The organism is Acinetobacter stercoris (genome assembly GCF_900323515.1).
Taxonomy (GTDB): domain Bacteria; phylum Pseudomonadota; class Gammaproteobacteria; order Pseudomonadales; family Moraxellaceae; genus Acinetobacter; species Acinetobacter stercoris.
The window spans coordinates 1-21,429 of the sequence record NZ_OOGT01000048.1; the positions used below are offsets into that span (position 1 = coordinate 1).

18 protein-coding genes and 1 pseudogene are annotated in these 21,429 nt (G+C 38.1%); 9 read left to right on the top strand and 10 right to left on the bottom strand.

The features are described 5' to 3' along the window. Nucleotides 1–95 precede the first annotated feature (95 nt). Nucleotides 96–746: a response regulator gene (locus KPC_RS07130; RefSeq protein ID WP_121973715.1), complete on the top strand. Its 651-nt coding sequence runs from the start codon at nucleotides 96–98 to the stop codon at nucleotides 744–746. Between the two features lie 50 nt (nucleotides 747–796). Here the strand turns inward: KPC_RS07130 and KPC_RS07135 are convergent, their stop codons facing one another. Beyond that, nucleotides 797–1,564 (bottom strand): hypothetical protein, encoded by a 768-nt coding sequence (locus KPC_RS07135; RefSeq protein WP_213065882.1) that lies wholly within the window; start codon nucleotides 1,562–1,564, stop codon nucleotides 797–799. 400 nt (nucleotides 1,565–1,964) lie between these two features. Further along, nucleotides 1,965–5,456: a hybrid sensor histidine kinase/response regulator gene (locus KPC_RS07140; RefSeq protein WP_121973717.1), complete on the bottom strand. Its 3,492-nt coding sequence runs from the start codon at nucleotides 5,454–5,456 to the stop codon at nucleotides 1,965–1,967. Between the two features lie 182 nt (nucleotides 5,457–5,638). Between KPC_RS07140 and KPC_RS07145 the strand changes: the two genes are divergently transcribed. Both KPC_RS07145 and KPC_RS07150 read left to right on the top strand, forming a co-directional pair. Beyond that, nucleotides 5,639–6,004 (top strand): DUF485 domain-containing protein, encoded by a 366-nt coding sequence (locus KPC_RS07145; protein WP_121973718.1) that lies wholly within the window; start codon nucleotides 5,639–5,641, stop codon nucleotides 6,002–6,004. Then, nucleotides 6,004–7,719, top strand: a complete 1,716-nt coding sequence (locus KPC_RS07150) for a cation acetate symporter (protein WP_121973731.1) — start codon at nucleotides 6,004–6,006, stop codon at nucleotides 7,717–7,719. The genes KPC_RS07145 and KPC_RS07150 overlap by 1 nt, the downstream gene beginning before the upstream one ends. A gap of 76 nt (nucleotides 7,720–7,795) precedes the next feature. Here the strand turns inward: KPC_RS07150 and KPC_RS07155 are convergent, their stop codons facing one another. Next, nucleotides 7,796–8,281 (bottom strand): OsmC family protein, encoded by a 486-nt coding sequence (locus KPC_RS07155; protein ID WP_121973719.1) that lies wholly within the window; start codon nucleotides 8,279–8,281, stop codon nucleotides 7,796–7,798. A gap of 340 nt (nucleotides 8,282–8,621) precedes the next feature. Continuing rightward, entirely contained in the window at nucleotides 8,622–10,415 is a 1,794-nt protein-coding gene (locus KPC_RS07160; RefSeq protein ID WP_121973720.1) for an ABC transporter ATP-binding protein, read from the bottom strand. 192 nt (nucleotides 10,416–10,607) lie between these two features. Here KPC_RS07160 and KPC_RS07165 point away from each other — a divergent pair, with 192 nt between their 5' ends. Beyond that, nucleotides 10,608–11,225 carry an alpha-ketoglutarate-dependent dioxygenase AlkB family protein gene (locus KPC_RS07165; protein WP_121973721.1) on the top strand — a complete coding sequence of 206 codons (618 nt, stop codon included), beginning with the start codon at nucleotides 10,608–10,610 and terminating at the stop codon, nucleotides 11,223–11,225. A 135-nt stretch (nucleotides 11,226–11,360) separates the two neighbouring features. Here KPC_RS07165 and KPC_RS07170 read toward each other — a convergent pair whose 3' ends face one another. Together KPC_RS07170 and KPC_RS07175 are read right to left on the bottom strand one after the other, a co-directional pair. After that, entirely contained in the window at nucleotides 11,361–12,497 is a 1,137-nt protein-coding gene (locus KPC_RS07170; protein WP_121973722.1) for a winged helix-turn-helix domain-containing protein, read from the bottom strand. A gap of 352 nt (nucleotides 12,498–12,849) precedes the next feature. Further along, nucleotides 12,850–13,650, bottom strand: a complete 801-nt coding sequence (locus tag KPC_RS07175; RefSeq protein WP_121973723.1) for an IclR family transcriptional regulator — start codon at nucleotides 13,648–13,650, stop codon at nucleotides 12,850–12,852. 562 nt (nucleotides 13,651–14,212) lie between these two features. Here KPC_RS07175 and KPC_RS07180 point away from each other — a divergent pair. The 3 genes from KPC_RS07180 to KPC_RS07190 are packed head-to-tail and all read left to right on the top strand — an operon-like array spanning nucleotide 14,213 to nucleotide 17,558. After that, nucleotides 14,213–16,300 (top strand): FUSC family protein, encoded by a 2,088-nt coding sequence (locus tag KPC_RS07180; RefSeq protein ID WP_121973724.1) that lies wholly within the window; start codon nucleotides 14,213–14,215, stop codon nucleotides 16,298–16,300. 2 nt (nucleotides 16,301–16,302) lie between these two features. Next, the gene (locus tag KPC_RS07185) at nucleotides 16,303–16,509 is read left to right on the top strand and encodes a DUF1656 domain-containing protein (protein ID WP_121973725.1); all 207 of its coding nucleotides are present in this window, start codon (nucleotides 16,303–16,305) and stop codon (nucleotides 16,507–16,509) included. A 38-nt stretch (nucleotides 16,510–16,547) separates the two neighbouring features. Beyond that, nucleotides 16,548–17,558, top strand: a complete 1,011-nt coding sequence (locus tag KPC_RS07190) for an HlyD family secretion protein (protein ID WP_121973726.1) — start codon at nucleotides 16,548–16,550, stop codon at nucleotides 17,556–17,558. Between the two features lie 154 nt (nucleotides 17,559–17,712). Here KPC_RS07190 and KPC_RS07195 read toward each other — a convergent pair whose 3' ends face one another. After that, nucleotides 17,713–18,063 (bottom strand): hypothetical protein, encoded by a 351-nt coding sequence (locus tag KPC_RS07195; protein ID WP_121973727.1) that lies wholly within the window; start codon nucleotides 18,061–18,063, stop codon nucleotides 17,713–17,715. A gap of 438 nt (nucleotides 18,064–18,501) precedes the next feature. On the opposite strand from KPC_RS07195, the gene KPC_RS07200 reads away from it, so the two are divergent. Then, nucleotides 18,502–19,554, top strand: coding sequence for a DNA/RNA non-specific endonuclease (locus tag KPC_RS07200; protein WP_121973728.1), 1,053 nt, complete (start codon nucleotides 18,502–18,504; stop codon nucleotides 19,552–19,554). 88 nt (nucleotides 19,555–19,642) lie between these two features. After that, nucleotides 19,643–19,888 (top strand): hypothetical protein, encoded by a 246-nt coding sequence (locus KPC_RS07205; protein WP_121973729.1) that lies wholly within the window; start codon nucleotides 19,643–19,645, stop codon nucleotides 19,886–19,888. Nucleotides 19,889–19,959: 71 nt separating this feature from the next. Here KPC_RS07205 and aqpZ read toward each other — a convergent pair whose 3' ends face one another. The 3 genes and pseudogenes from aqpZ to KPC_RS07220 form a co-directional block, all read right to left on the bottom strand. Continuing rightward, a complete protein-coding gene (gene aqpZ, locus KPC_RS07210) occupies nucleotides 19,960–20,643 on the bottom strand; it encodes an aquaporin Z (RefSeq protein ID WP_121973730.1) in 684 nt (227 codons plus the stop codon). 141 nt (nucleotides 20,644–20,784) lie between these two features. Further along, a pseudogene (locus KPC_RS07215) lies at nucleotides 20,785–21,153 on the bottom strand (helix-turn-helix domain-containing protein); the annotation flags it as partial. Nucleotides 21,154–21,183: 30 nt separating this feature from the next. Next, the coding region (locus tag KPC_RS07220) for a transposase (RefSeq protein ID WP_141730357.1) at nucleotides 21,184–21,429 on the bottom strand (246 nt) is incomplete at its 5' end.

Consider the following 21,429-nt stretch of genomic DNA (forward strand, 5'->3'; position numbering starts at 1 on the left):
ACATTTAATTCAAAAAAACGGTAAGATTTACGTATCCTTAATTGTTATAGTACGTTTAAAATAATGTACTGTGCTAGAGACTTCTGACGTCACTTATGAATATTTTAATCGTTGATGATCATCCGCTTTTTCGTCATGCTTTGATTCAGGCAGTTCGATACAGCTTACCTCAAGCTCAGATTCATGAGACTGCAGCTGTAAATGAATTCTATGAACGTTTAGAAAATGGTCCTGAGCCAGATCTGGTTCTACTTGATTTGAATTTGCCTGGTGCTTCGGGTTTTTCAGCTCTAGTACATGTACGGGCGCAATATCCGTCGATTCCAATCATTGTTGTTTCAGCACATGAAGAAACTTCGATCATTCAGCGTGCAATTGCACATGGAGCAATGGGTTACATCCCTAAGTCAGCGCATCCAAGCCACATTGGTGAGGCGATTCGTCAGGTACTAGATGGAGATATCTGGTTGCCACCAAATTTACCTGCAAATATGAACTTTGATCCACGTGCCGCTGATGAAACTGCTTTGGCTGAACGGATTCAATCATTAACTCCACAGCAGTTTAGAGTGTTGATGATGGTGGCTGAAGGTTTGCTAAACAAACAGATCGCTTATGAATTGGATGTATCAGAGGCAACGATTAAAGCACATGTCACTGCTATTTTCAGAAAATTAGGCGTTCAGAACCGTACTCAGGCTGTATTGGCAATAAATGCATTAAACATTGATGAAAAGAAAATATAATTCATTTGTTTCAAAAAAGACCTCATGATGAGGTCTTTTTTATTGCCATGTCAGGCTAGGCAATCTTGTCTAGGTGATAAATCATCACAATTTAAAGGATTCAATGCGCATTGAAGATCATCAATCTGCTCTTGTGTCACATAGCCTCTGGATTTTAAATATGCAGCAACACGCTCATCCCGTAGACTTAAAAAGGCCGCATCATACACACCTAAATCGACAAATAGGGCAGCTGTTTCCAGACTATTAAAACGGTCAAGGAAGATGTCATTGCCGTGCATCAGGAAAATATGTTCATAATTGGCCTGTGCGTTGACATGTAAACGTTCAGCAAGTGGAGTAGGCGCTGTTTTGATGAAAAGTAAGTCAGAGAGCTCATCAAACTGGGTTACATCCAGTTCATTTTGTCCTGTTTTTACTTTACCTAGCCATGCTTTAAAGACCAGTACTGCACCGCCACGTAGCAACATGCTCCAGATCTGATGACGAGCTTCGTTACTCAAGCAATCACATTCAGCATCTAAAGTTTTTAAAAGGGTTTCTTCTTGTGCCGCAAGCTTATCAAATAAGCCTAAACCTTGTGGATGATATGCAGCAGGAGCAAAGACATCAAAATTTAATTCTTCAAAAACATTTAATGCAAGTGGTACAGTGCTACGATAAATCGTATCTAAGGCTTGCAGGTGAGCATCATTGAGTTTGCTAAATTTAAAAATTTCCTGCCAGTTAATTTCTGGCAATATTGCATTGGCAGCATATTGACGATGTAGCTGTTGGGCCTGATGTTGGCCTTGTGCTACTGTGTTTTGAATATTCATGTGAATGCTCCTTTTTATTTTTTTGATCCTCTTACATTTCTTTTTGAGAGATAAAATAAAAGATCAATAGATGTACCTTTTATGATTTATGCAAGATGCAATAGGAATACGACTAAAGTATAATATGGTTAAATTTTATGAAAAATATTATTATAATTCAACACTTTGTTAAATTGTAATAAAGTGTACAAGTGTTCACTTACTTTTTTGGTTTACTTTGCCAATGAAATATGATCAATATCACTTTTAGTCAATCTGATCTTAAAAATATGCGATGTTTTGGTATATTTTGTACACTATCAAAAATAAAAATGCCAATCCTGATGAATAAATGTGTTTTTTTATAAAAAAAATTCCATACCAGTATTATTGGCATGGAATTTATAAATGCAGTAAAGGGTTATTTTGAAATTTTTAGGCCAGATAGCCATGAGCGTAACGAAGCAGGTTTAAGCGGTTTTTTCAGCAATACTACATTGACCTCTTTTAAGTGTCCAGGTAACTCCGGATCAGAGTCTGCAGTAATTAAAGCCACAGGCACATTTTCTTGACGATGCTCCAAAATAAAATCAAGTCCGACTTTATTGTTATTTAAATGCTGATCTACAAGCCAGACCTGAATGTTTTCTTTTTGAATAATTGCCAATGCCTGTTCTGGTTCGGTTGCTTTAAATACCTGATAACCCCATTTGGTGAGTAATGTACTCATTCCTTCCAGAATAGTTTCATCATTGTCCAGACATAAAATTTTATATGCTTTGGTTTTTAATGGTACAGCTTGCACAGGTGTTGCGATGACTTTTGGTGCATCGACTATAGGCACTTCGATCATAAAGCATGAACCTTTGCCTAAGCTTGAGTAAACATGAACAGGATAATCCAGAACACTGGTCATACGTTGTACAATGGCTAATCCTAGTCCTAGGCCTTGTTCCCCCCATGGAGAGGTATGTCCACAACGTTCAAACTCTTGAAATAACTTAATGCGTTGTTCTTCTGCAATACCGGGTCCAGTATCCCATACCCCGATCCGGATATGTTTTGGACGGGTAGAGGAGCGTAAAACACCCACTACAACACGACCGCGTGCAGTATAGCGTAGTGCATTACTGACAAAGTTTTGGATAATACGGCGTATCCATTGTGGATCAGTATCTATCCAGAACTGGGCATCATGTACATGTAATTTGATACCACGTTGTGCGGCGATAGATTTAAATTGAAGTTCCAGATCGCTAAGCAAATCATGAAGAGGGTAGGACTGACGTTTAGGTTGGATACTGCCTCCTTCTAAACGAGCAATATCAAGAAGTGCAGATAACATGCTTTCAGCACCGTGTAAGGCACGATCCAGTTGCTGTAAGGTCTTGCGGTCTTCGTCAGATTGTACACTTTGTTCAAGTGCCGTACTGAATAATCGGGCAGCATGCATCGGTTGTAATAGATCATGACTTGCTGCCGCAATAAAGCGGCTTTTTGACATATTGGCTTTATCAGCCTGTTCGCGGGCAAGTTGCTGTTCAGTTAGTGCATCAGCAAGTTGCTGGGTCCGATCTTGTACACGTCCTTCAAGAACTGCTTCATTTTCACGGAAAGCGGTAATATCGGCAAAGGTTGTGACGAAGCCACCACCTTCAATAGGATTGCCTCGCATTTGAATAACCCGACCATCCTTGCGGATACGTTCAAATTCATGAGCGCTTCCAACTTTCATCCAGTGGATACGCTTACGTACGTGTTCTTCGACTGAACCAGGACCACACTCACCTCGCTCAGCGTTATAGCGAATCAGATCGGCAATTGGGCAACCGACATAAACTAAATCCTTAGGGTAATCAAATAACTTGAGATATTGATTATTCCATGCAACCAGACACATGTTTTCATCAACAACACTGACACCCTGTGTCATATGGTCGATCATGGTCATAATCAGGTTCTGGTTAAAACGTTGCCATTGTGACGCCTGATCGAGGATATTGGCAACTTGACCTAATGCAAGACCATTATTGACCATGGCTGTGGTAAGTAAAGTACGAGCCGATGCAGCGCCAATCGTGCCTGCCAAATATTGCTCAGTAAAACGCCACCACATGCCGTTAGCACTACTATTTTCATTTAATACGACATTATTGGTAATACAGAACTGGCGGAAAGCATGCATGGTTGGCCCTTCCCCAGTAATCCTTTTGGCAAGAGTAATCAAATCCCCCACTTTTAATCGGGCAACATCATGATGTAAATAATTCATATCTGTTGAAGTGTTATGAGCAGGCAAAGGCTTGGTTTCATAATAAAAGAAGCTTTCTGCCTGAATTTGTTCAGCTACACTTGGTCGGTAAATACGTGAAATCCAGATATACAGTAAAATATTGAGACCCAATGACCAGATTACACCATGCGTCAATGGTGCAAATGATTCAAATCCGAGTAAGGCTTGTGGACGTAGCCATTCAACTCCAAAAGGACCATACATTAAAAACTGATGGGCGAACTGACTATATTCATTGGGTAAACTACGCAGGATAGTAGGGAATAATAAGGTATAAATCCACATGAAAAAGCCGACTACCAGCCCTGCATATACACCCTGTCTGCTACCACCGCGCCAATACAATCCACCGATAAGTGCTGGGGAAAATTGTGCGACAGCACTAAATGCCAACAGCCCAAATACAGATAATTGATCAATATCATTGAAGAAATGGAAAAATAAAAAGCCTAAAAGCATCACGGCTAGAATACAAATACGACGAGTGAATTTTAAGACTTGGGGTAAACGTTTATCATGTCTGGAAATAACTCCAAAACGCCATAAAGCAGGCATGATCAAGTCATTGCTGAGCATGATAGAAAGTGCGACGGAGGAAACTAGCAGCATACCTGTAGATGCCGAGAATCCTCCCAGAAATGCAAGAAGTGTCAACCATTCCTGATTATAACTAAGCGGTAAGGAAAGCACGGCAACATCAGGAATCGTTAAATATTCAGGCGCTGCATGTAATGCCCAGCTTGCAATAGGGATAATCGCAAAAATTGTTAAAATTAAATAGGTTGCAAACCAGCGTCTGGCTCCGCGAATATGCTTTTCATCACGTAGCTCAACGACTGCAACATGGAACTGCCGGGGTAAGCATATGATTGCCAATGCTGCTAATAAAGTTTGAACCCAGAAGGTTTCTGGCACGCCAAAGAGTTGGACTTCATGAAATGTTTTGGTTACATCATGGGAAATTTGCACAATATTTTGAGGTGCATCAAAAATAAAGAAAAATGCAACGCAGAGCAGGGCAAACAGTTTAACAAAAGATTCAAAAGCAACAGCAAGCATCAAACCACCATGCTGTTCTGTATTGGCGATTTGACGTGTACCAAACATCATGGCAAGTATAGCCAATACCGCTGTTAGACCAAGAACACCGTTGGTTGTGGTCGCTGCAAGATGCGTATCATGATCCAGCATGACGGATGCACTTAAGGCGATAGCCCGCAATTGTAACGCCAAATAGGGGATAATCGCGATTACAGCCAAAATCGTGACTAAAGAGGCAAGCGTACCGCTTTTACCGTAACGGGCAGCAACAAAATCGGCAATTGAAGAAATCGCATGATGTTGACGGACACGTCCTAAACGTCGCCAAATATCATAGCCTAACCAGACAAATAACAGCGGGCCCAGATAAATCGGTAAGAAAATAATCCCTTCTCTGACCGCAGCTCCAGTTGCTCCATAGAATGTCCAAGATGAGCAATAAACACCCAGTGTTAGACTAAAGAGTAACATTCTGCCACGCGTACTTAATCGGCTGGCGTGTTTCTCACCGAAGAATGCACAACCAAAAAGAACGAAGATATAGAGGGCTAGAACCCCGATGATAAGCCAACTGTTCATGCTGTCCGCAATATTGAAAACCCTTTACATGATACCGCATCCATCAAGATATGCGTCTAAGTTGATCAAAATTTAGCGACCAAAGTCTAAGTTACGAACAGCCTACAAGATTGATAACTTTGTATTCGGAAAAATAAGGATTAAAAAATGGCCGCGGATGGCCATTATCAAGGAGCAACACTATGGATGACGTACAGGTACAACGTATTTTACAAAATCCTAAATTCAAACAAATGGTCAGCAAAAAAAGTACGCTCAGTTGGACACTTACTATTTTTATGTTAGTTGTTTACGTGGGATTCATGCTTTTAGTTGGTTATAACAAAGAATTTTTAATGAGTTCATTTAGCGGCGGCGTTACAACATGGGGAATTCCTTTAGGACTTGGAATAATTGTGTTGTCGTTTCTTCTATGCGGTGTGTATTCGTATATTGCAAACAACTCTTTTGATCAGCTTACAAATGAAGCGATGAAAGAAGTGGAAGCGATTACGCATGAAAAAACTCAAACTCATAATGCAGATGCATCTGGTGGTAACGTAGTATGATGAAATGGAATTCATTTAAAGCGAAAGCTTTAGCTGTCTCAACTTTGGCGATGTCTACAGTTGCGATGGCGGGTCCTGACCTGGGAGAGGCAGAACAACAAGCAACAAACTGGCACGCCATTATTATGTTCTTGGTGTTTGTGGGCTTAACACTATTTATTACCAAGTGGGCTGCAAAACAAACTCAATCAACTAAAGACTTCTATACTGCTGGTGGTGGTATTTCAGGTTTCCAGAATGGTTTAGCAATTGCTGGTGACTATATGTCAGCTGCATCATTTCTTGGTATTTCTGCAATGGTCTTTAGCTCAGGCTTTGACGGTCTGCTTTATTCATTAGGCTTTATGGTTGGTTGGCCAATCGTATTATTCTTGGTTGCAGAACGTCTTCGTAATCTGGGTAAGTATAACCTTTCTGATGTAGTTTCATTCCGTTTGGAAGAAAAACCAGTTCGTACACTTGCTGCAGTGAGTTCACTTGTAGTTGTAGCATTCTACTTGATTGCGCAAATGGTTGGCGCAGGTCAGTTGATCAAGCTTCTATTTGGTTTGAACTATAATATCGCTGTGATCATTGTCGGTCTCTTGATGATGGCTTACGTAATCTTTGGCGGTATGCTTGCAACAACTTGGGTACAGATTATCAAAGCGGTGATGTTGCTTAGTGGTGCAACCTTTATGGCATTCATGGTAATGAAAGCAGTAGGTTTCAGTTTCTCTAACATGTTCCAGCAATCAATTGAAGTCTTTGGTCAGGTTCGCAATATCAGCTTTGAAGAAGCTTCTAAGATCATGGGACCAGGTAGTCTGGCACAGAATCCGCTTGATGCTTTATCTCTTGGTTTGGCATTGATGTTTGGTACAGCTGGTTTACCACATATTTTAATGCGTTTCTTTACAGTAAAAGATGCTAAAGAAGCTCGTAAATCAGTTGTAGTAGCGACAGGCTTTATCGGTTATTTCTACCTGTTGACATTCATTATCGGTTTTGGCGCAATCCTGTTTGTTTCAAACAATCCTCAGTTCCTTGATGTAGCTAAAGCTGCTGTTACAGGTAAACTGGAGCTGATTGGTGGTAACAACATGGCTGCAGTTCACTTAAGTGATGCAGTTGGTGGCGACTTGTTCATGGGCTTTATTTCAGCAGTGGCATTTGCAACAATCCTTGCGGTTGTGGCAGGTCTTACACTTTCTGGTGCTTCAGCAATTTCCCACGACTTGTATGCAAACGTATTCAAGAAAGGTCAGACAACACCTGCTTCTGAACTTCGTATGTCTAAAATTGCGACTCTTGCGCTTGCAATTTTTGCGATGATTTTAGGTATTATTTTCGAGAAACAAAACGTTGCATTCATGGTGGGTCTGGCATTCTCTGTAGCTGCCTGTGCAAACTTCCCTGTACTTGTATTGTCAATGTTCTGGAAAGGTTTAACAACTCGTGGCGCGGTGATTGGTGGTGTTGTTGGTCTGGTAACAGCAGTTGTATTGATTATCTTGTCTAAAGCAGTTTGGGTGGATACACTGAAAATCTCTGATACACCTATAAACTCGTTTAATGGACCTGCAATTTTTGCAATGCCATTAGCATTTATCTGCTGCTGGTTCTTCTCTGTAACAGATAAATCTGCACGTGCTCAAGCTGAACGTAAAGCATTTGATGCCCAATACGTTCGTTCTATGACAGGTATTGGTGCTTCTGGAGCATCTGATCACTAAGATCAAACCTTGTTAATTTGAAAAATAAAGGTTCCACGTGGAGCCTTTGTTTTTGCCTAATGTTTATATATGGCATTTATTGTTGAGTTTCATCTTCAAATAAAATGGTTGCTTCACAATGAATAGGGAAATTGACAGAGTTTGCAATCATGCATTCATGATGGGCTTCTTCGTGTAGTTTATTTGCCAGATCTTTATTATGACCTTTTTGGATAACTACGGTTGGAGCCAACAAGATATGGGTCATGTGTGCTTTACGATCAGTTGGATTGTCATCCATATAACCAGTGGCATGGTCTATATAATCCAGGACATTGATTTTGTGTGTAGAGCAGAGGTGTAAATACCATAATTTATGGCAAGCAGATGCTGATGCAACGATCAGATCTTCAGGATTCCAACGAGTTGGATCGCCTAAATAGGCAGGATCTGCTGAACCTAAAATCTCAGTTTTATTGGGGCCTTGTATTGAAAAATCTCGTTTATAAGCCTTATAAGATTGTGTTCCTGAACCTGTATTGCCAGTCCATTTAACTTGTAAAGCATATTTATGGATCGCCATTATTTTTCCTGATGACTTGCTTTTGTTGATAGGGATTTTATAAGTGATCTCAGAATAGATGACTTTTATCAATTCAGGCTTTAAGTGATTAGTATTAATTTGTAATTTGGAAATATCTTAAGGAAAAGAAATATTCACCATAAAAAACGGTTTTAAAGTCCGATAGAGAATAAGCATAAAAACACAATTTATTAATTTTCATAAAGTTTCAGCTTTTTCCTGTATCTAAAATAAAAAAGCTGAAAGTTCGGTTTATTTAAACATTCCATTAATCCGATTCAGTTTTTGGAAATGGTTGACCCAAGATGTTTAGAAAAGTTTATCTAAGGTACAAAAATGTCTAACTATGTGTTTCTTCATCCTCAATCGTTTTGGCGATTTTTTCGATATTCAGGCTTTTTGCCATGGCATCAAAAATTTCTTTATACGTTCCATCTTGATGATATAAATCATCATGTTCCCCATGCTCTACAACCTTTCCTTCTTTCATCACATAGGTATAGTCCGCATCAATAATTTGCGACAAACTATGTGAAATAATAATAACGGTTCGCCCCTGTTTTATTTCATCCAGACTATGTTTAATCTGCTCTGTTGCAATGGCATCCAGACTTGCAGTTGGTTCATCCAGAAAAATAATAGGTGGATTCTTTAAAAACATTCGGGCCAAGGCAATACGCTGCTGTTGCCCACCAGAAAGCATCAATGCATCTGCATCATAAGCATGAGGTAGTTTTAAAATCTGTTCATGGATAGATGCTTTCTTAGCTGCATTGATTACATCCTCCATACTAGCCTCTGTTTTACCATAACGAATATTTTCAAATATTGAACCTTGAAAAATATGATTCTTCTGTAAAACCAATCCAATGTGTTCCCGCAAATAATGCGTATCAATATCTTCCAGATTGATTCCATCAAGTAGAATTTCACCTGCATCAGGTTGATAAAACTTATCTAGCAGACTAATCAGGGTTGATTTACCAGCTCCTGAAAGTCCAACCAGTGCAGTAATTTTATTGGGCTGAATGGTCATATTGATATGATGTAACGCCTGATGACCATTTGGATAACTAAAATCGACATTTTTTAGTTCAAATTTTCCATGTAACTCCGGTTTAAGTTGTCCGCTTTTTTCAATTTCATCATCTGCTTCCAATATATTAAAAAAGCTTTCCGAATAAATCATGGCATCATTGACTTCATCGTATATCCGGTGCAAAGAGCGAATCGGTGCAGAAACATTATTGAATAAAAGGACATGGTACATGATCATGCCAATACTCATCTGACCATCCAAAACAAAATAGGATGTCAGAATAATAATGAGTACAACACCAATCTGCTCTACGAAGGTTTTTAATCCATCAAATAGGAAACTGATCTGACGGGTGTGCATCTGGTTATCGGTCAATTCAGTTTGCAGTTTAAGTTGCTTCTCCGCTTCAATGTGTTCGCGGTTAAACGATTTGATCACGGTGATTGAATTGATAATGCCTAATATACCCTGACTCTTTTTTTCCCTTCCATCACGCAGTTTACGTCGCCAACCGCCAAGCTTTTGAGCCTGTCTGTAGGTCATCCAGAAATAGATTGGTACAATACACAAGGCAACTAAACCAACCCAAAAGTTTGCATAGAACATTAGTGCAAGTGCAATGATGGCACTGGTAAACAAAGGTAAAATATCAATAAAGAAGATTTGTACCAGTCGGGTTAAAGAACCGATACCACGGTCAATACGCGTTTGTAACTTGCCAGCTTGGTTATTATCCTGATTAAAAAATGCCAGTCTGTAGGTGAGGAATTTCTCAATGATGCCTTGAGCCAGATCTTCTGAAACGAGAATTCTAAGCTTTTCGCCATAAAATTTTTGTCCAAATTGAACGATGACGTTGAGTATTTCTTTAGTGAGTAAAATAACCGTAATCGTAATAAGAATATGCCAACCCTGACTGAGCCCCATTCCAGCTTCGACCAATTTATTGATGCTATCTACCGCATATTTGAGTGTTAATGCATTAACCTGAGCGGTAAGTGAACCAATGAGTGTCAGGATCAGAGTTGCAATAACCAACCAGCGATAAGGTTGAACAAAAGGTTTAAGTTTCTGGAATAAGTGTAATAAATTCATAGGCAATTTTTATTTTCAGGGTCAGTATGGATGTAGTCTAAGCTTGAAAATGCCTTGTCACAAGCGCATACAATGTAGCGAATTGTGAACTGAGAAAATTAGATAGAATATATGTGTTGTTGGGACTCCATTACAATATTTTGGAGAGCATGCAGTGGTTATTTTAAGCTAGGTTAATGATATATAACGTCTATGAATCTCGAACTTTTTCAGCCAGAAGCCAATGTAAACCTTTTGCCCTGTGACGGGGTCGTAGAGAATTATGGCCTGATTTTGAATGAAGAAGACTCACAAAAATATTTAAGTTACTTTTTAAGAAATTTAGCCTGGAAAAATGATGAAGTTTTTTTACATGGGCAGCATTACATCACTGACAGAAAAGTCGTGTGGTATGGTGATGAAAATTATCAATATCATTATTCAGGCATGGCAAAACAGGCTCATATCTGGAATCCAGCATTGTTCCGTCTAAAAGCACATATAGAAAAACTGACAGGACATACTTTCAATTCATGCCTGGCAAACTTATATGAAAATGGCACACAGGCTGTGGGGTGGCATAGTGATGATGAACCCAATCTAGGTAAACAGGCAGTGATTGCATCATTAAGTTTTGGAGCAACCCGAAAATTTTGCTTTAAACATAAATTTAAAGCTGAAAAGGTCGATTTACTTTTGCAAAGTGGTCAATTAATTGTTATGAAAGGGAGCACACAAAAGTATTGGAAACATATGTTGTCGAAATCAACAAGGATCATAGAACCTAGAGTGAATTTAACTTTTAGATATTTTTACGAAAATTTTGAATGATTATTTTCTATAATTTCTCATACAATTTTTATGATCTGACTAAGTTGTATAGACAGAACTTTTATTCTGTACGAGAATAAACGTCATTACTTTTTGATAAAAAATTAAAATTAGCTTGATTCTTTATTTTAAGGTTTAACCTTGCATCTCAATTTTTTCACAACCATTAAACTTTGCAAATCTTTGTAATTCATCTTTTAATTCAGAGAAAAACTGTTTTTGATCTATTTCTTTATTTTGTATATGTAAACTCACTACCTCTAAGGTCTGTTTTGCCCGATGTGCTTTACAGTCAATTAGACCAACAAGTTTATCTCCATATAAGATCGGCAGACAAAAATAACCATAAATACGTTTATCTTTTGGAACATAACATTCAATTCGATAGTCAAATTTAAAAAGAGCACTTAAACGTTCGCGATGAATTACTAAATTATCAAAAGGAGAGAGGAGTTTTAAGGTTTGTTGAGGCTTGGGTTTTAGTTCTAATAACTTACTATCAACATAGATCTTTTGCCCATTATCAGCTTGGATAACCTGAATTGCATTTGCATCGAGTTGGGCTTGAAGTATTGCATTCATAGCATCACGAATGTTTTTCCCGGTTTTTAAATGGATGAGTTGTTTCCAGGTAAAGACCCCATGTGCTCTGAGTGTAGTATTGAATAGGTATTCAGCATAGTCATGGATATTTGGTAACGTTAAATTGATATTGCCAGGAATGCAATTTTCAGTTAAATCGTAGACCTTTTCCATACCATTACGCTCACAGATCATGATATCGCCCTGCATAAAAAGCTGTTGTAAAGAGCGCCGTCCAGCACCTGAATTCCACCATTGTCCTTTTGTAATTTTATGCTGAGGATCGATGTCACGTAGACGTAATTTTCCATCCGTTTTGATACGAGTTAAGATTTCCTGCATTAACCTGGTATCACCACCTTTAAAATAACGAAACTCATGTTCTTTTACAGCAGCCATCTGGGGCAGTGCAAAACGATAATCCAGCATTGGCAGATAAGCAGCCGCGTGAAACCAATATTCAAAAATATGTTGTTGTTGAACCAGTGCATTTAAATGGTTCAAGTCATAATCAGGAACTCTATTCCAGAGGATATGGTGATGCGCTCTTTCCACTACCGATATGGTATCAATTTGTACATAACCGAGATGTTCAATGGCACGACGAGTTCCCAGTATTCCTTTTCCAAAACATTGTGAGGTTGATAGTCCTTGATTAATTAAGGTTAAACGTCTTAGTCGTTCGGTCATGATAATGGTGCTGGATATCAGTTATATGTGATGATGAAAAAAATCGAAAGGTGAATATTTGTTTTAGTGCTTTTTTGGTGTTGCTCTTTAATCTTGACATTGCTTTTCTGGTTGCAACTAGCATACGACAGGAGCAAAACAAAATGTAGGTTACTATTGGATTATGGTGAAGTATAGTCATTTAATCAATAAAAAAGCTCATATATTGAATATGAGCTTTTTTATTCTCTGAGGGGATTGCCTTCGAAAAAACAATTCCAGTATGAATTAATTACCGAAGAACAAATTCATCATATGAGAATTTGCGTGAAATTTCAATATTGAGAAATGTAACCTGTTATTCAAATTATCATTAAAAAATTGCAATATTATTGAATTCAGCAAGTTGATCATTCTCTGATAATGCTAAAAACCGCTTTTCAATCTGGTTTGCATTTTCTTGTAGTGTCTCAATCAGTTTATTTAAGTTCACAAATTCAAAGCGATTTTTAGATGCCAAAACAGTCAGTGCAAGAGGAGCTTCTTTGCTCGAAAACTTTACAGGAACTGAAAGACCCGAAACTTTAGGATCAAGTTCACCTTGAGAAAAATAAAAACCCTGTTTTTTAATTTTTTTCATACGGGCAATAAAGCTTTCTTCATCATGAGCGAAATCAACTTCAGCAAGTTTTTCTGAAAAACGCTCATAATAATCATGAATTCGCTGTTTTGATAAATGTGCCATGATGACTTTTGGTGACGACCCCATATAAACAGGGCGGGGACAGCCGCGGCCATAAGAAAGTAAAGTTTCATCACGATATACTTCATGATGAACGTCGATACAATAATCACGGTTGAGATGGGTAAGTAAACAGCACAATTCTGTACGATCAGAAATTTCCTGCATGAAAGGTTTACTGATTTGAACCAATGGATCAGTTGTACGTGAAATATAGTCCATTACGGCAATTTTAGGGCCAAGTGTGTAATCACCTGAGGTACCACTCAACCGCTGTAAAATATCTGCCGATACCAATTCTTTTAGATACCGGTAACTGGTTGGTTTTGATAAACCCAGTTCGTCGCATATCACATCGACATTAATCACTGGGCGTGACACCGAGAATAAATCTAAGACGGTGAGAATTTTTCCGAAACTAGAAAGTGCCATGGATTACCTACTATGCCAGTGAGGACTAAAAATGCTAAATATTCGTTACTTTATAACAAATTGTGCAAATCTTTGCAGAGCTAATTTACATAAATTGTTCACAGCAAAGTACTTTTAACAAAGCTCATCATCATTTTTAAATATGATTTAATAATGTAATATTTAAATTAAAACACAAATAGATTATCAAATTAAGATATTTTGATTGACTTAATGTACTTTTTTTGAAAAAATTAAGAAATCAAATATCTGATGATGAAATTTAACAATTTTAAAATCGTCTAAAATTTGATCAATTCGATTGCATTTATGCAATTCCCTTTCGTGAAATGAGTATCGGTTACATTTTATTCGTAATTGATCAGAATTTTACATGCTTAAATTTACAGAAATAAAACGCTATTTACTTTGCAGTGAATGGCGTTCTTTTGGTCTGTATTTCAAAGTAATTTTTAAAGAGTAATTTGGATTTGTTGATATTTCAAAGTAACTGCGACAAGACTTACCCAGTAAAACAACAGCAGATCCTAACTTAACCAGTCGTTTATTGAGAAAAAAGTCCATGTTACTAACCAAACAGCTATTGGCATTTAGACCCAATAAAATGGATTGGATGTTTGCGACTAAAACTTTTCTTGCCGGTATGCTCGCGCTCTATGTTTCGTTTAAATTAGACATGAAGTTCCCGCTCTGGGCTATTGGAACAGTATTTGTGATCGCAAATCCCTATTCAGGGATGACTGCATCAAAAAGTATTTATCGGTTATTGGGAACATTATTTGGTGCAATTTTTGCCGTAGCAGTAACACCTTATCTGATTAATACGCCTTGGCTTTTTTCTTTTGTTTTAGCGAGCTGGGTTGCTTTTTGTTTATATATTTCTTTGCTGGATCGTACACCACGTAGTTATGTGTTCATGTTGGCAGGATATACGGCTGTCATTATCTGTTTTAATGCTGTTTATTACATTGATACTATTTCTATTTTTGATATGGCCTTAGGCCGTTTTTTGGAGATTTCTATTGGTGTAGTGTGTAGTGCTGTCGTTTCTGCAACCATATTTCCCATGCATTTAGGACCTGTGGTAAAAAATCGCGTTTCCAATACAATGCAAGATATAAAGAAAGTTTTCGACTTAATATTATCAGACAAAGAGCATCAAGATAACTATACACAGCTTTTAGCAAATATCACTCGTGATACATCTGATATTCACACTATGGCTGTGCATTTAAGCTATGAAAAATCAAAATTTAAAGGTGTAGCCAAACCATTACAGGAACTATTGCACCAGATCACGATGCTGGTTAGCAATTTGGTCGCGATGTCTGAACGGATTAAGCAACTGGATCAGATTGATCTGGGCTATAGAGAGTATCTGCATATTTTACATGCACATGTCGAATTTTTTCTGGATGATAAACATCCTATATACGAAGATGAGCTTAATCATCTTCCTGAAAGCTTCGTTTCTGATTTTGATGCAATTTTCCAGAACGCAAAACCTGAGCAGCAAGTGATGCTAGGTAGTTTGAAAATGGATATTCGCCATTTTATTCAAAATGTCCGTGCGGTGAAGCTAATCTGGCAGCGGATTCAAAACGGTGATAATACACTTCCAGAAGCCATCGCACCTTTGACAACTTCATATCCAAGTTTACACCGAGATCATGGTGTTGCTGTTCGGGGGGGGGTCTCTGCATTTATTACGATTCTGATCAGTTGCGCTTTCTGGATTTTAAGTGGTTGGAAAACAGGGTTTATGCTCGCTGAAATGGCAGCGATCAGTGCATGTATTTTAACGGCACTGGATAACCCTGTACCAGCTTTAAAAATGTTTATTCGTGCAAATATTTATGCTGCGGTAATTGTCTTTATTTATGCCTATGGCATTTTCCCGCATGTAACATCTTTTTGGGAAATGGCGGTCGTTCTTGCACCATTTTTAATGTTCTGTTTGATGTTATATCCACATCCACCACTTGCTGGTTTGGGGCTGCCTCTAATTATGGGGGCGACCATGGGGCTGAATATTCAGAATAGATATTCTTTGGATCAGATTGCTTTTTTCGATTTTTCGATTGGTACGATCATTGGACCGATTATTTCAATATGTGTGGTTCACGTAGTCCGTGCGATGTCGCCCGACATGACCGCTCAGCGAATGTTGTCTATGCATTATAAAGCGATGCAGGAATCGATATGGATGAATTATGGTGCAGCTTTCAGGATTCATCTGCGTAGTATGCTGGATCGAATTGGTGTGTTAAATACAAAGCAGGTACAGTCTACTCAATTAAAAGTAGAAATTAATAATGCTCTAATAGAATCTAGCGCAGTAATTGATTTGACACGATTACAAGAGCTATCTAATAAATTATCTAAAGAGTCGCCCGTTGTGAATAAAATTTCAGCATTGCAGCAAAACTTAGATCTCTGGTTTAAAGCGCGGTCAAAAGGGCAGCATGATCTTCAGGATTTTCAACTTATTTTGCAATTACTAGATCAAATTGATGCAGATGTTTCAGGCATTGGTGATGAGGATATCCGTCATCGTATTGAGATATCTGTCAATAATATTCGTAATAGTATTTGTCATTATGATGGAGCAGATGCTACCCATGACTCAGTGTTATTGGCAGGAGCATAAACATGGGTGAAATAAATATCTATGGCGTTTATGTCCCTGTATTTCTGATACAAGCTATTTTGGCATATATCTTACTCAAAGTTGTCTCAATAGGAACAGATAAAATTATTGAAAAAGGTTGGATTGCACTTCCCAGTATTTTTAACCTTTGCCTATATTTAATTTTATTGTGGTTTGTCCATTGGCTCTTTGTCGTGTTCTTTGGCTAAATTTTTTAAGTCTATTGTTTGATGATTGGATAAAGGAAATGAAAAATTTTGATGTGCGTAAAGCAATAAGACCCATTGTATTATTGGGTATTGCTATCGTTGCTATACTATGTGTTGTGCATTTATGGAACTATTATAATGCCGAACCCTGGACACGTGATGGGCGTGTTCGTGGAGATGTTATGCAAGTTTCCTCAGATGTTGCAGGATTAGTCACCGAAGTATTGGTACAAGATAACCAAACTGTAAAGAAAGGTCAGGTACTGTTTAAAATCGATGTTGCACGCCAGGTTTTAGACGTTGAACAAGCCAAGTCTGATCTGGCAAAAGCGCGTTCTGGTCTTGCACAGGCAGAAGCTGCACTCAGTGCCGCGAAAGCCAACAAGATCAAATCAGAAGCCAATACCAAACTGGCAGACAAAACAGCAGGTCGTTACTCTGACCTCATGGATGGAGCGATTTCAAAACAGGAACAAGACCAGGTTTTTGCAACACGTGATCAGTCCCATGCTGAAGAAAAACAACTGGATGCTGCTATTGAGCAGGCTCAAGCCAATATTACCCAGCAAAAAGCTTTAATTGAAGTTGCAACCAGTAATGTGCACATGGCTGAATTAAATATGCATCGTTCGCAAGTCATTGCTCCTGCAGATGGAACATTATCCAATTTTGACTTGCGTGCAGGGAATTATGTAAAAGTAGGTGATGCAGTTGCTGCGCTGGTCGATCGCAAACAGTTATATGTTGTGGGATATTTTGAAGAAACCAAGCTCAATAAAATCCATGTAGGTGATCCAGCTACTGTTCAGCTAATGGGTGACTCACAAAAAATTAAAGGACATGTTCAAGGGATTGCATCAGGAATCGAAGATCGTGAACGTACAACATCTTCTGGATTGCTTGCCAATGTCAATCCAACATTTAGCTGGGTACGTTTAGCTCAACGTGTCCCTGTTAAAATCATTCTTGATGAAATTCCCCACAATGAGCTTGCTTTTGTCGCGGGTCGTACAGCTACTGTGCATATTCTGGAACGTGATAAAAAATAGATTTCCCCGGTATCAATCATCAAACTTGCCCATATTTATATGGGCTTTTTTTATCTTTGAGTTTTAGATTATTACGAAATAATATGGCAAATTTTTCACAAAAAAATACCAGCTCAAGTGAACTGGTATTTTCAATATCATTTAAAGCGGCTTATCAGTTTGCAGCAGGTTGTTCAGCTGTTACATCACTCGGTGCAGCATTAGGAGCATCATTTGGTGCTTGAGCTTCTGGAGCAGAAGCAGGTTGCTCTGCTGTTGGTGCTTGAGTATCTTGTGGCGCAGCTGGTGCATTAGTCTGATTTGAATCAGAAATAACAGTCAATTTATTATTTTCTAAAACTTCTTTTAAAGTGCCAGGCTGACCATTCACAGTCGTAGTAATCGTTGCCTGAGATAGGCTTTCTAAAGTTGCCCCAGCAGGAACTGCTGGCTCAGCAAATGCAGCCACAGTAGTGAATGACAATCCTGCAATAAGTGTTGCACCTAAAAGTTTTGATTTTTTCATTTCCCACTCCAAATAAGCCAAAAGTTTCAATTTATTGACTAAGTTTAAAATTAATACTCTTTTACCATGTCATACTGCATGACCTGTTTCAATAAAACATACTGAACTGTATTAAATATATAGAAAATATCACAATAAAAACAACAAATTGTTACGTATAAGGTTATTGTTTTTACTCTGGATTTTATGTTTTTCAAGATATTTGAATCAAATGTGAAAAAAGTCTCAAAATTGTATATATGGACATCAGGAGGTAAATAGATATTTGTCTTAAAACAGGGCGTCACTTTGTGTCGCTTGGTGCTTTTATTCTCGTCTGATTTTGAATAGGCTTTAATCACCTGAAATAGCAGCAGATATTATTTTTAACAGGAACTGCTATGCTTTATTTACCTGCATTTTCAATGGGTCAATGCTGAGTAAGGTTTTAAATTAGGAATGATTGGGTTGAAAAGTTACGCTGTAAAATTAATTTTGTCTTTGGTTGCTATTGGAAGCTTTGCTTTTGCCTTTGCCCAAGAGAAAATTTCTCAATATATACCTAATCTCAACTTTTCAAATTTGAATTCAGCATGTTTGAACCAGTTCTATAAAAATGCTCCACCAGTCCTTTTAAAAGAAAGCTTGACCAGAAACAACTTTCCTTTGTGTTATAACGGTTTCACGGTGATGTATTCTGGTGTTTCAAAAACGCCGTTATGGTCTGCTGAATATTTATCACCAACACGTTTAAGCCAAAAAATTAAACGTGAAGATAATTTCCATCCTGAAATGAGTATCCCTTCTATTTATAGAGCAGAATTATCGGACTATCGTTCTTCAGGTTATGATCGCGGGCATATGTCACCAAACGGTGATATGTATGATAAAAACTCTCAATATGACAGCTTTTCTTTAGCAAATATCGTTCCCCAAGCCCAAAAGAATAATCAACAGGTCTGGCGAGAGCTTGAAGAAGCAACCCGCGCTGTGGTCAATAAACAAAAACAGGATGTTTATGTCGTTACAGGTCCAGTATTTTCGGGAAAAAAATTAAACACAATAGGTCGTGGTGTCATTGTTCCAACAGCAGTATATAAAGCAGTTTATATGCCTAAAACAGGTGTAATTGGCGCGTATATTGCCCCCAATGATAATTCATTACATGTTCAGGTCATCAGTGTTTGCGAGCTGGAAGATATGCTTGGCGTTAATGTGTTTCCTGAACTTACAGATGAACAAAAACGTAATCTTTACAATTTGCCACTTACTGCCGCACAAGTGAAAGCCAATAAAAAAATTGATTATTTACACTGGGATGGCCAAAGCCAATGTGCACAGGATGTGAGATCAGAGCAGATTTCCGCTTTACAAAAGCAATTTAAATCACAAAAAACTTCATCATCATCAACAATAGAATCGTTACCTAAAATTGATGAAAATACTAAAGATGATTTGATTAAACAGCTGGTAAATGCACTATTACAGTATATTTTACAGCTGGTTAAATAAGTATCGCCGCAGGATTTGTATTCATATCAGGGATGTGGTTTTATCAAGCTATTGTCCCAAATAAAATTTAATATCGAGGATATCAAGGATGTTTAAGCCATTTGAAAAAGGTGATGAATCATCATCAATTTATGATTTAACATTGGAAAATCAGTTGGATCGAATAAATATATATGGCAATTTACAAATTACCAAAGACCAGCAGGGCTTAAAAACGGCAGAGGCATTGCAGGTTTTTATTAATGATGTAGTGAAGGCTTTACAGTCCGAAGCTAATTTGCCTGAAAGGATTCAGCAGCAAAATATAAAAGAAATTGAAAACCCGTTTTTATAATATTTGGTTCTAATATAAACTGGAATGACAATTTCCAAGATTGCCATTCCCTTATAGATTATTTAATCAAATTACTCTTTGGATACTCCCTTATAAATAAGTGCACCGATTATCGCACCGACAATAGGAGCAACCCAGAACAACCATAATTGACCCAATGCCGCTGTTTCGGCAAAGAATGCCACACCTGTACTACGTGCAGGGTTAACAGAAGTATTTGTCACTGGAATACTGATTAAATGGATCAGTGTCAGAGCCAGACCAATTGCAATTGGAGCAAAACCAGCTGGAGCGCGTTTATCCGTAGAACCCATGATTACAATCAGAAAGACAGCTGTGAGTACAACTTCAATGATCAAGGCTGATGTCAAATTGTATTTGCCTGGCGACAAATCACCATAACCATTGGTTGCGAAACCACCTGTTCCAGAGAATCCTGCCTGTCCTTGTACAATGAGATAAAGTACAAAAGCGGCAATGGTTGCACCAATCACTTGGGCAATAATATAAGGAATAAGATCTTTAGAGTCGAAGCGACCACCAACCCATAACCCTACACTAACGGCTGGATTGAAATGGCCGCCAGAAATATGTCCAAATGCGTAAGCACCTGTTAGAACTGTTAAACCAAAAGCAAGGGCTACACCCGCGAAACCGATTCCTAGCTCTGGGAATGCAGCTGCAAGTACTGCACTTCCACAACCGCCAAATACAAGCCAGAATGTCCCGATTAACTCTGCTATATATTTATTCATAGTCTATTTATCCGTGTTGTTTTTCTCAAAAAAAAATATTTCTTCGGAATGTATCATATTACACGACACATGCTTGTATTTTAATTAAAAATCATAAAAAGAATATGACGAAAATCGTAAACGGATTGTAGTATTTATAATTTAGGTATTTTCCTTACGCCATTGTTGTGGTGTTAAACCTGTCCAGAGTTTAAATGCCCGTTGAAATGCACTTTGTTCAGAATAACAAAGAAGTAATGCAATTTCTTTTAAGCTTAAATGAGGATCTTGCAGATATTGTCGGGCTAATAATAATCTGAGTTCCTGCATACGTTGTTGATAGGTTGTATTTTGTTCCTGCAAGTGCCGTTGTAGCTGTCGAGTAGACATATTGAGCTGCTTGGCAATGTTTGCGATGTGATACTGATTTTTTTGCAGACCTTTTAGTATAGCCTGTTGCAGTCTTTCATCCAGTTGTGTGCTATTTGGCAGCTTTTCTAGAAGTGCTTGGCTTTGTTGCACAAAGATTTGAAATGCAAAGCGCCCCTAATTGAGCCAAATTTAAGGCGTAACTTGGGTAAGTGGTCGACCTAATTCCGTAAATCTGTTAAGGACTGCTACACGTGCATGGATCTCATTCACTTGGCTATCAAAACTCCTTGCACTGAGTTTATCTCCTAATAATTTGATGCAATGCATCTTAGTTTCAACCAAACTTCGCCGATGATAGCCTGACCATTTTTTCCATAGTGTCCTGCCTAAACGTTTAATTGTTCGAAGTAATTCATTTCGCTCTAGCGAGCTACT

Coding starts and splice junctions, on each gene's coding strand:
- KPC_RS07135 (WP_213065882.1), bottom strand. CDS start 1,564: ATGAATATTCAAAACACAGTAGCACAAGGCCAACATCAGGCCCAACAG.
- aqpZ (WP_121973730.1), bottom strand. CDS start 20,643: ATGAATAAATATATAGCAGAGTTAATCGGGACATTCTGGCTTGTATTT.
- KPC_RS07140 (WP_121973717.1), bottom strand. CDS start 5,456: ATGAACAGTTGGCTTATCATCGGGGTTCTAGCCCTCTATATCTTCGTT.
- KPC_RS07150 (WP_121973731.1), top strand. CDS start 6,004: ATGAAATGGAATTCATTTAAAGCGAAAGCTTTAGCTGTCTCAACTTTG.
- KPC_RS07170 (WP_121973722.1), bottom strand. CDS start 12,497: ATGACCGAACGACTAAGACGTTTAACCTTAATTAATCAAGGACTATCA.
- KPC_RS07145 (WP_121973718.1), top strand. CDS start 5,639: ATGGATGACGTACAGGTACAACGTATTTTACAAAATCCTAAATTCAAA.
- KPC_RS07205 (WP_121973729.1), top strand. CDS start 19,643: ATGTTTAAGCCATTTGAAAAAGGTGATGAATCATCATCAATTTATGAT.
- KPC_RS07155 (WP_121973719.1), bottom strand. CDS start 8,281: ATGGCGATCCATAAATATGCTTTACAAGTTAAATGGACTGGCAATACA.
- KPC_RS07185 (WP_121973725.1), top strand. CDS start 16,303: ATGGGTGAAATAAATATCTATGGCGTTTATGTCCCTGTATTTCTGATA.
- KPC_RS07180 (WP_121973724.1), top strand. CDS start 14,213: ATGTTACTAACCAAACAGCTATTGGCATTTAGACCCAATAAAATGGAT.
- KPC_RS07160 (WP_121973720.1), bottom strand. CDS start 10,415: ATGAATTTATTACACTTATTCCAGAAACTTAAACCTTTTGTTCAACCT.
- KPC_RS07195 (WP_121973727.1), bottom strand. CDS start 18,063: ATGAAAAAATCAAAACTTTTAGGTGCAACACTTATTGCAGGATTGTCA.
- KPC_RS07190 (WP_121973726.1), top strand. CDS start 16,548: ATGAAAAATTTTGATGTGCGTAAAGCAATAAGACCCATTGTATTATTG.
- KPC_RS07130 (WP_121973715.1), top strand. CDS start 96: ATGAATATTTTAATCGTTGATGATCATCCGCTTTTTCGTCATGCTTTG.
- KPC_RS07165 (WP_121973721.1), top strand. CDS start 10,608: ATGAATCTCGAACTTTTTCAGCCAGAAGCCAATGTAAACCTTTTGCCC.
- KPC_RS07175 (WP_121973723.1), bottom strand. CDS start 13,650: ATGGCACTTTCTAGTTTCGGAAAAATTCTCACCGTCTTAGATTTATTC.
- KPC_RS07200 (WP_121973728.1), top strand. CDS start 18,502: ATGATTGGGTTGAAAAGTTACGCTGTAAAATTAATTTTGTCTTTGGTT.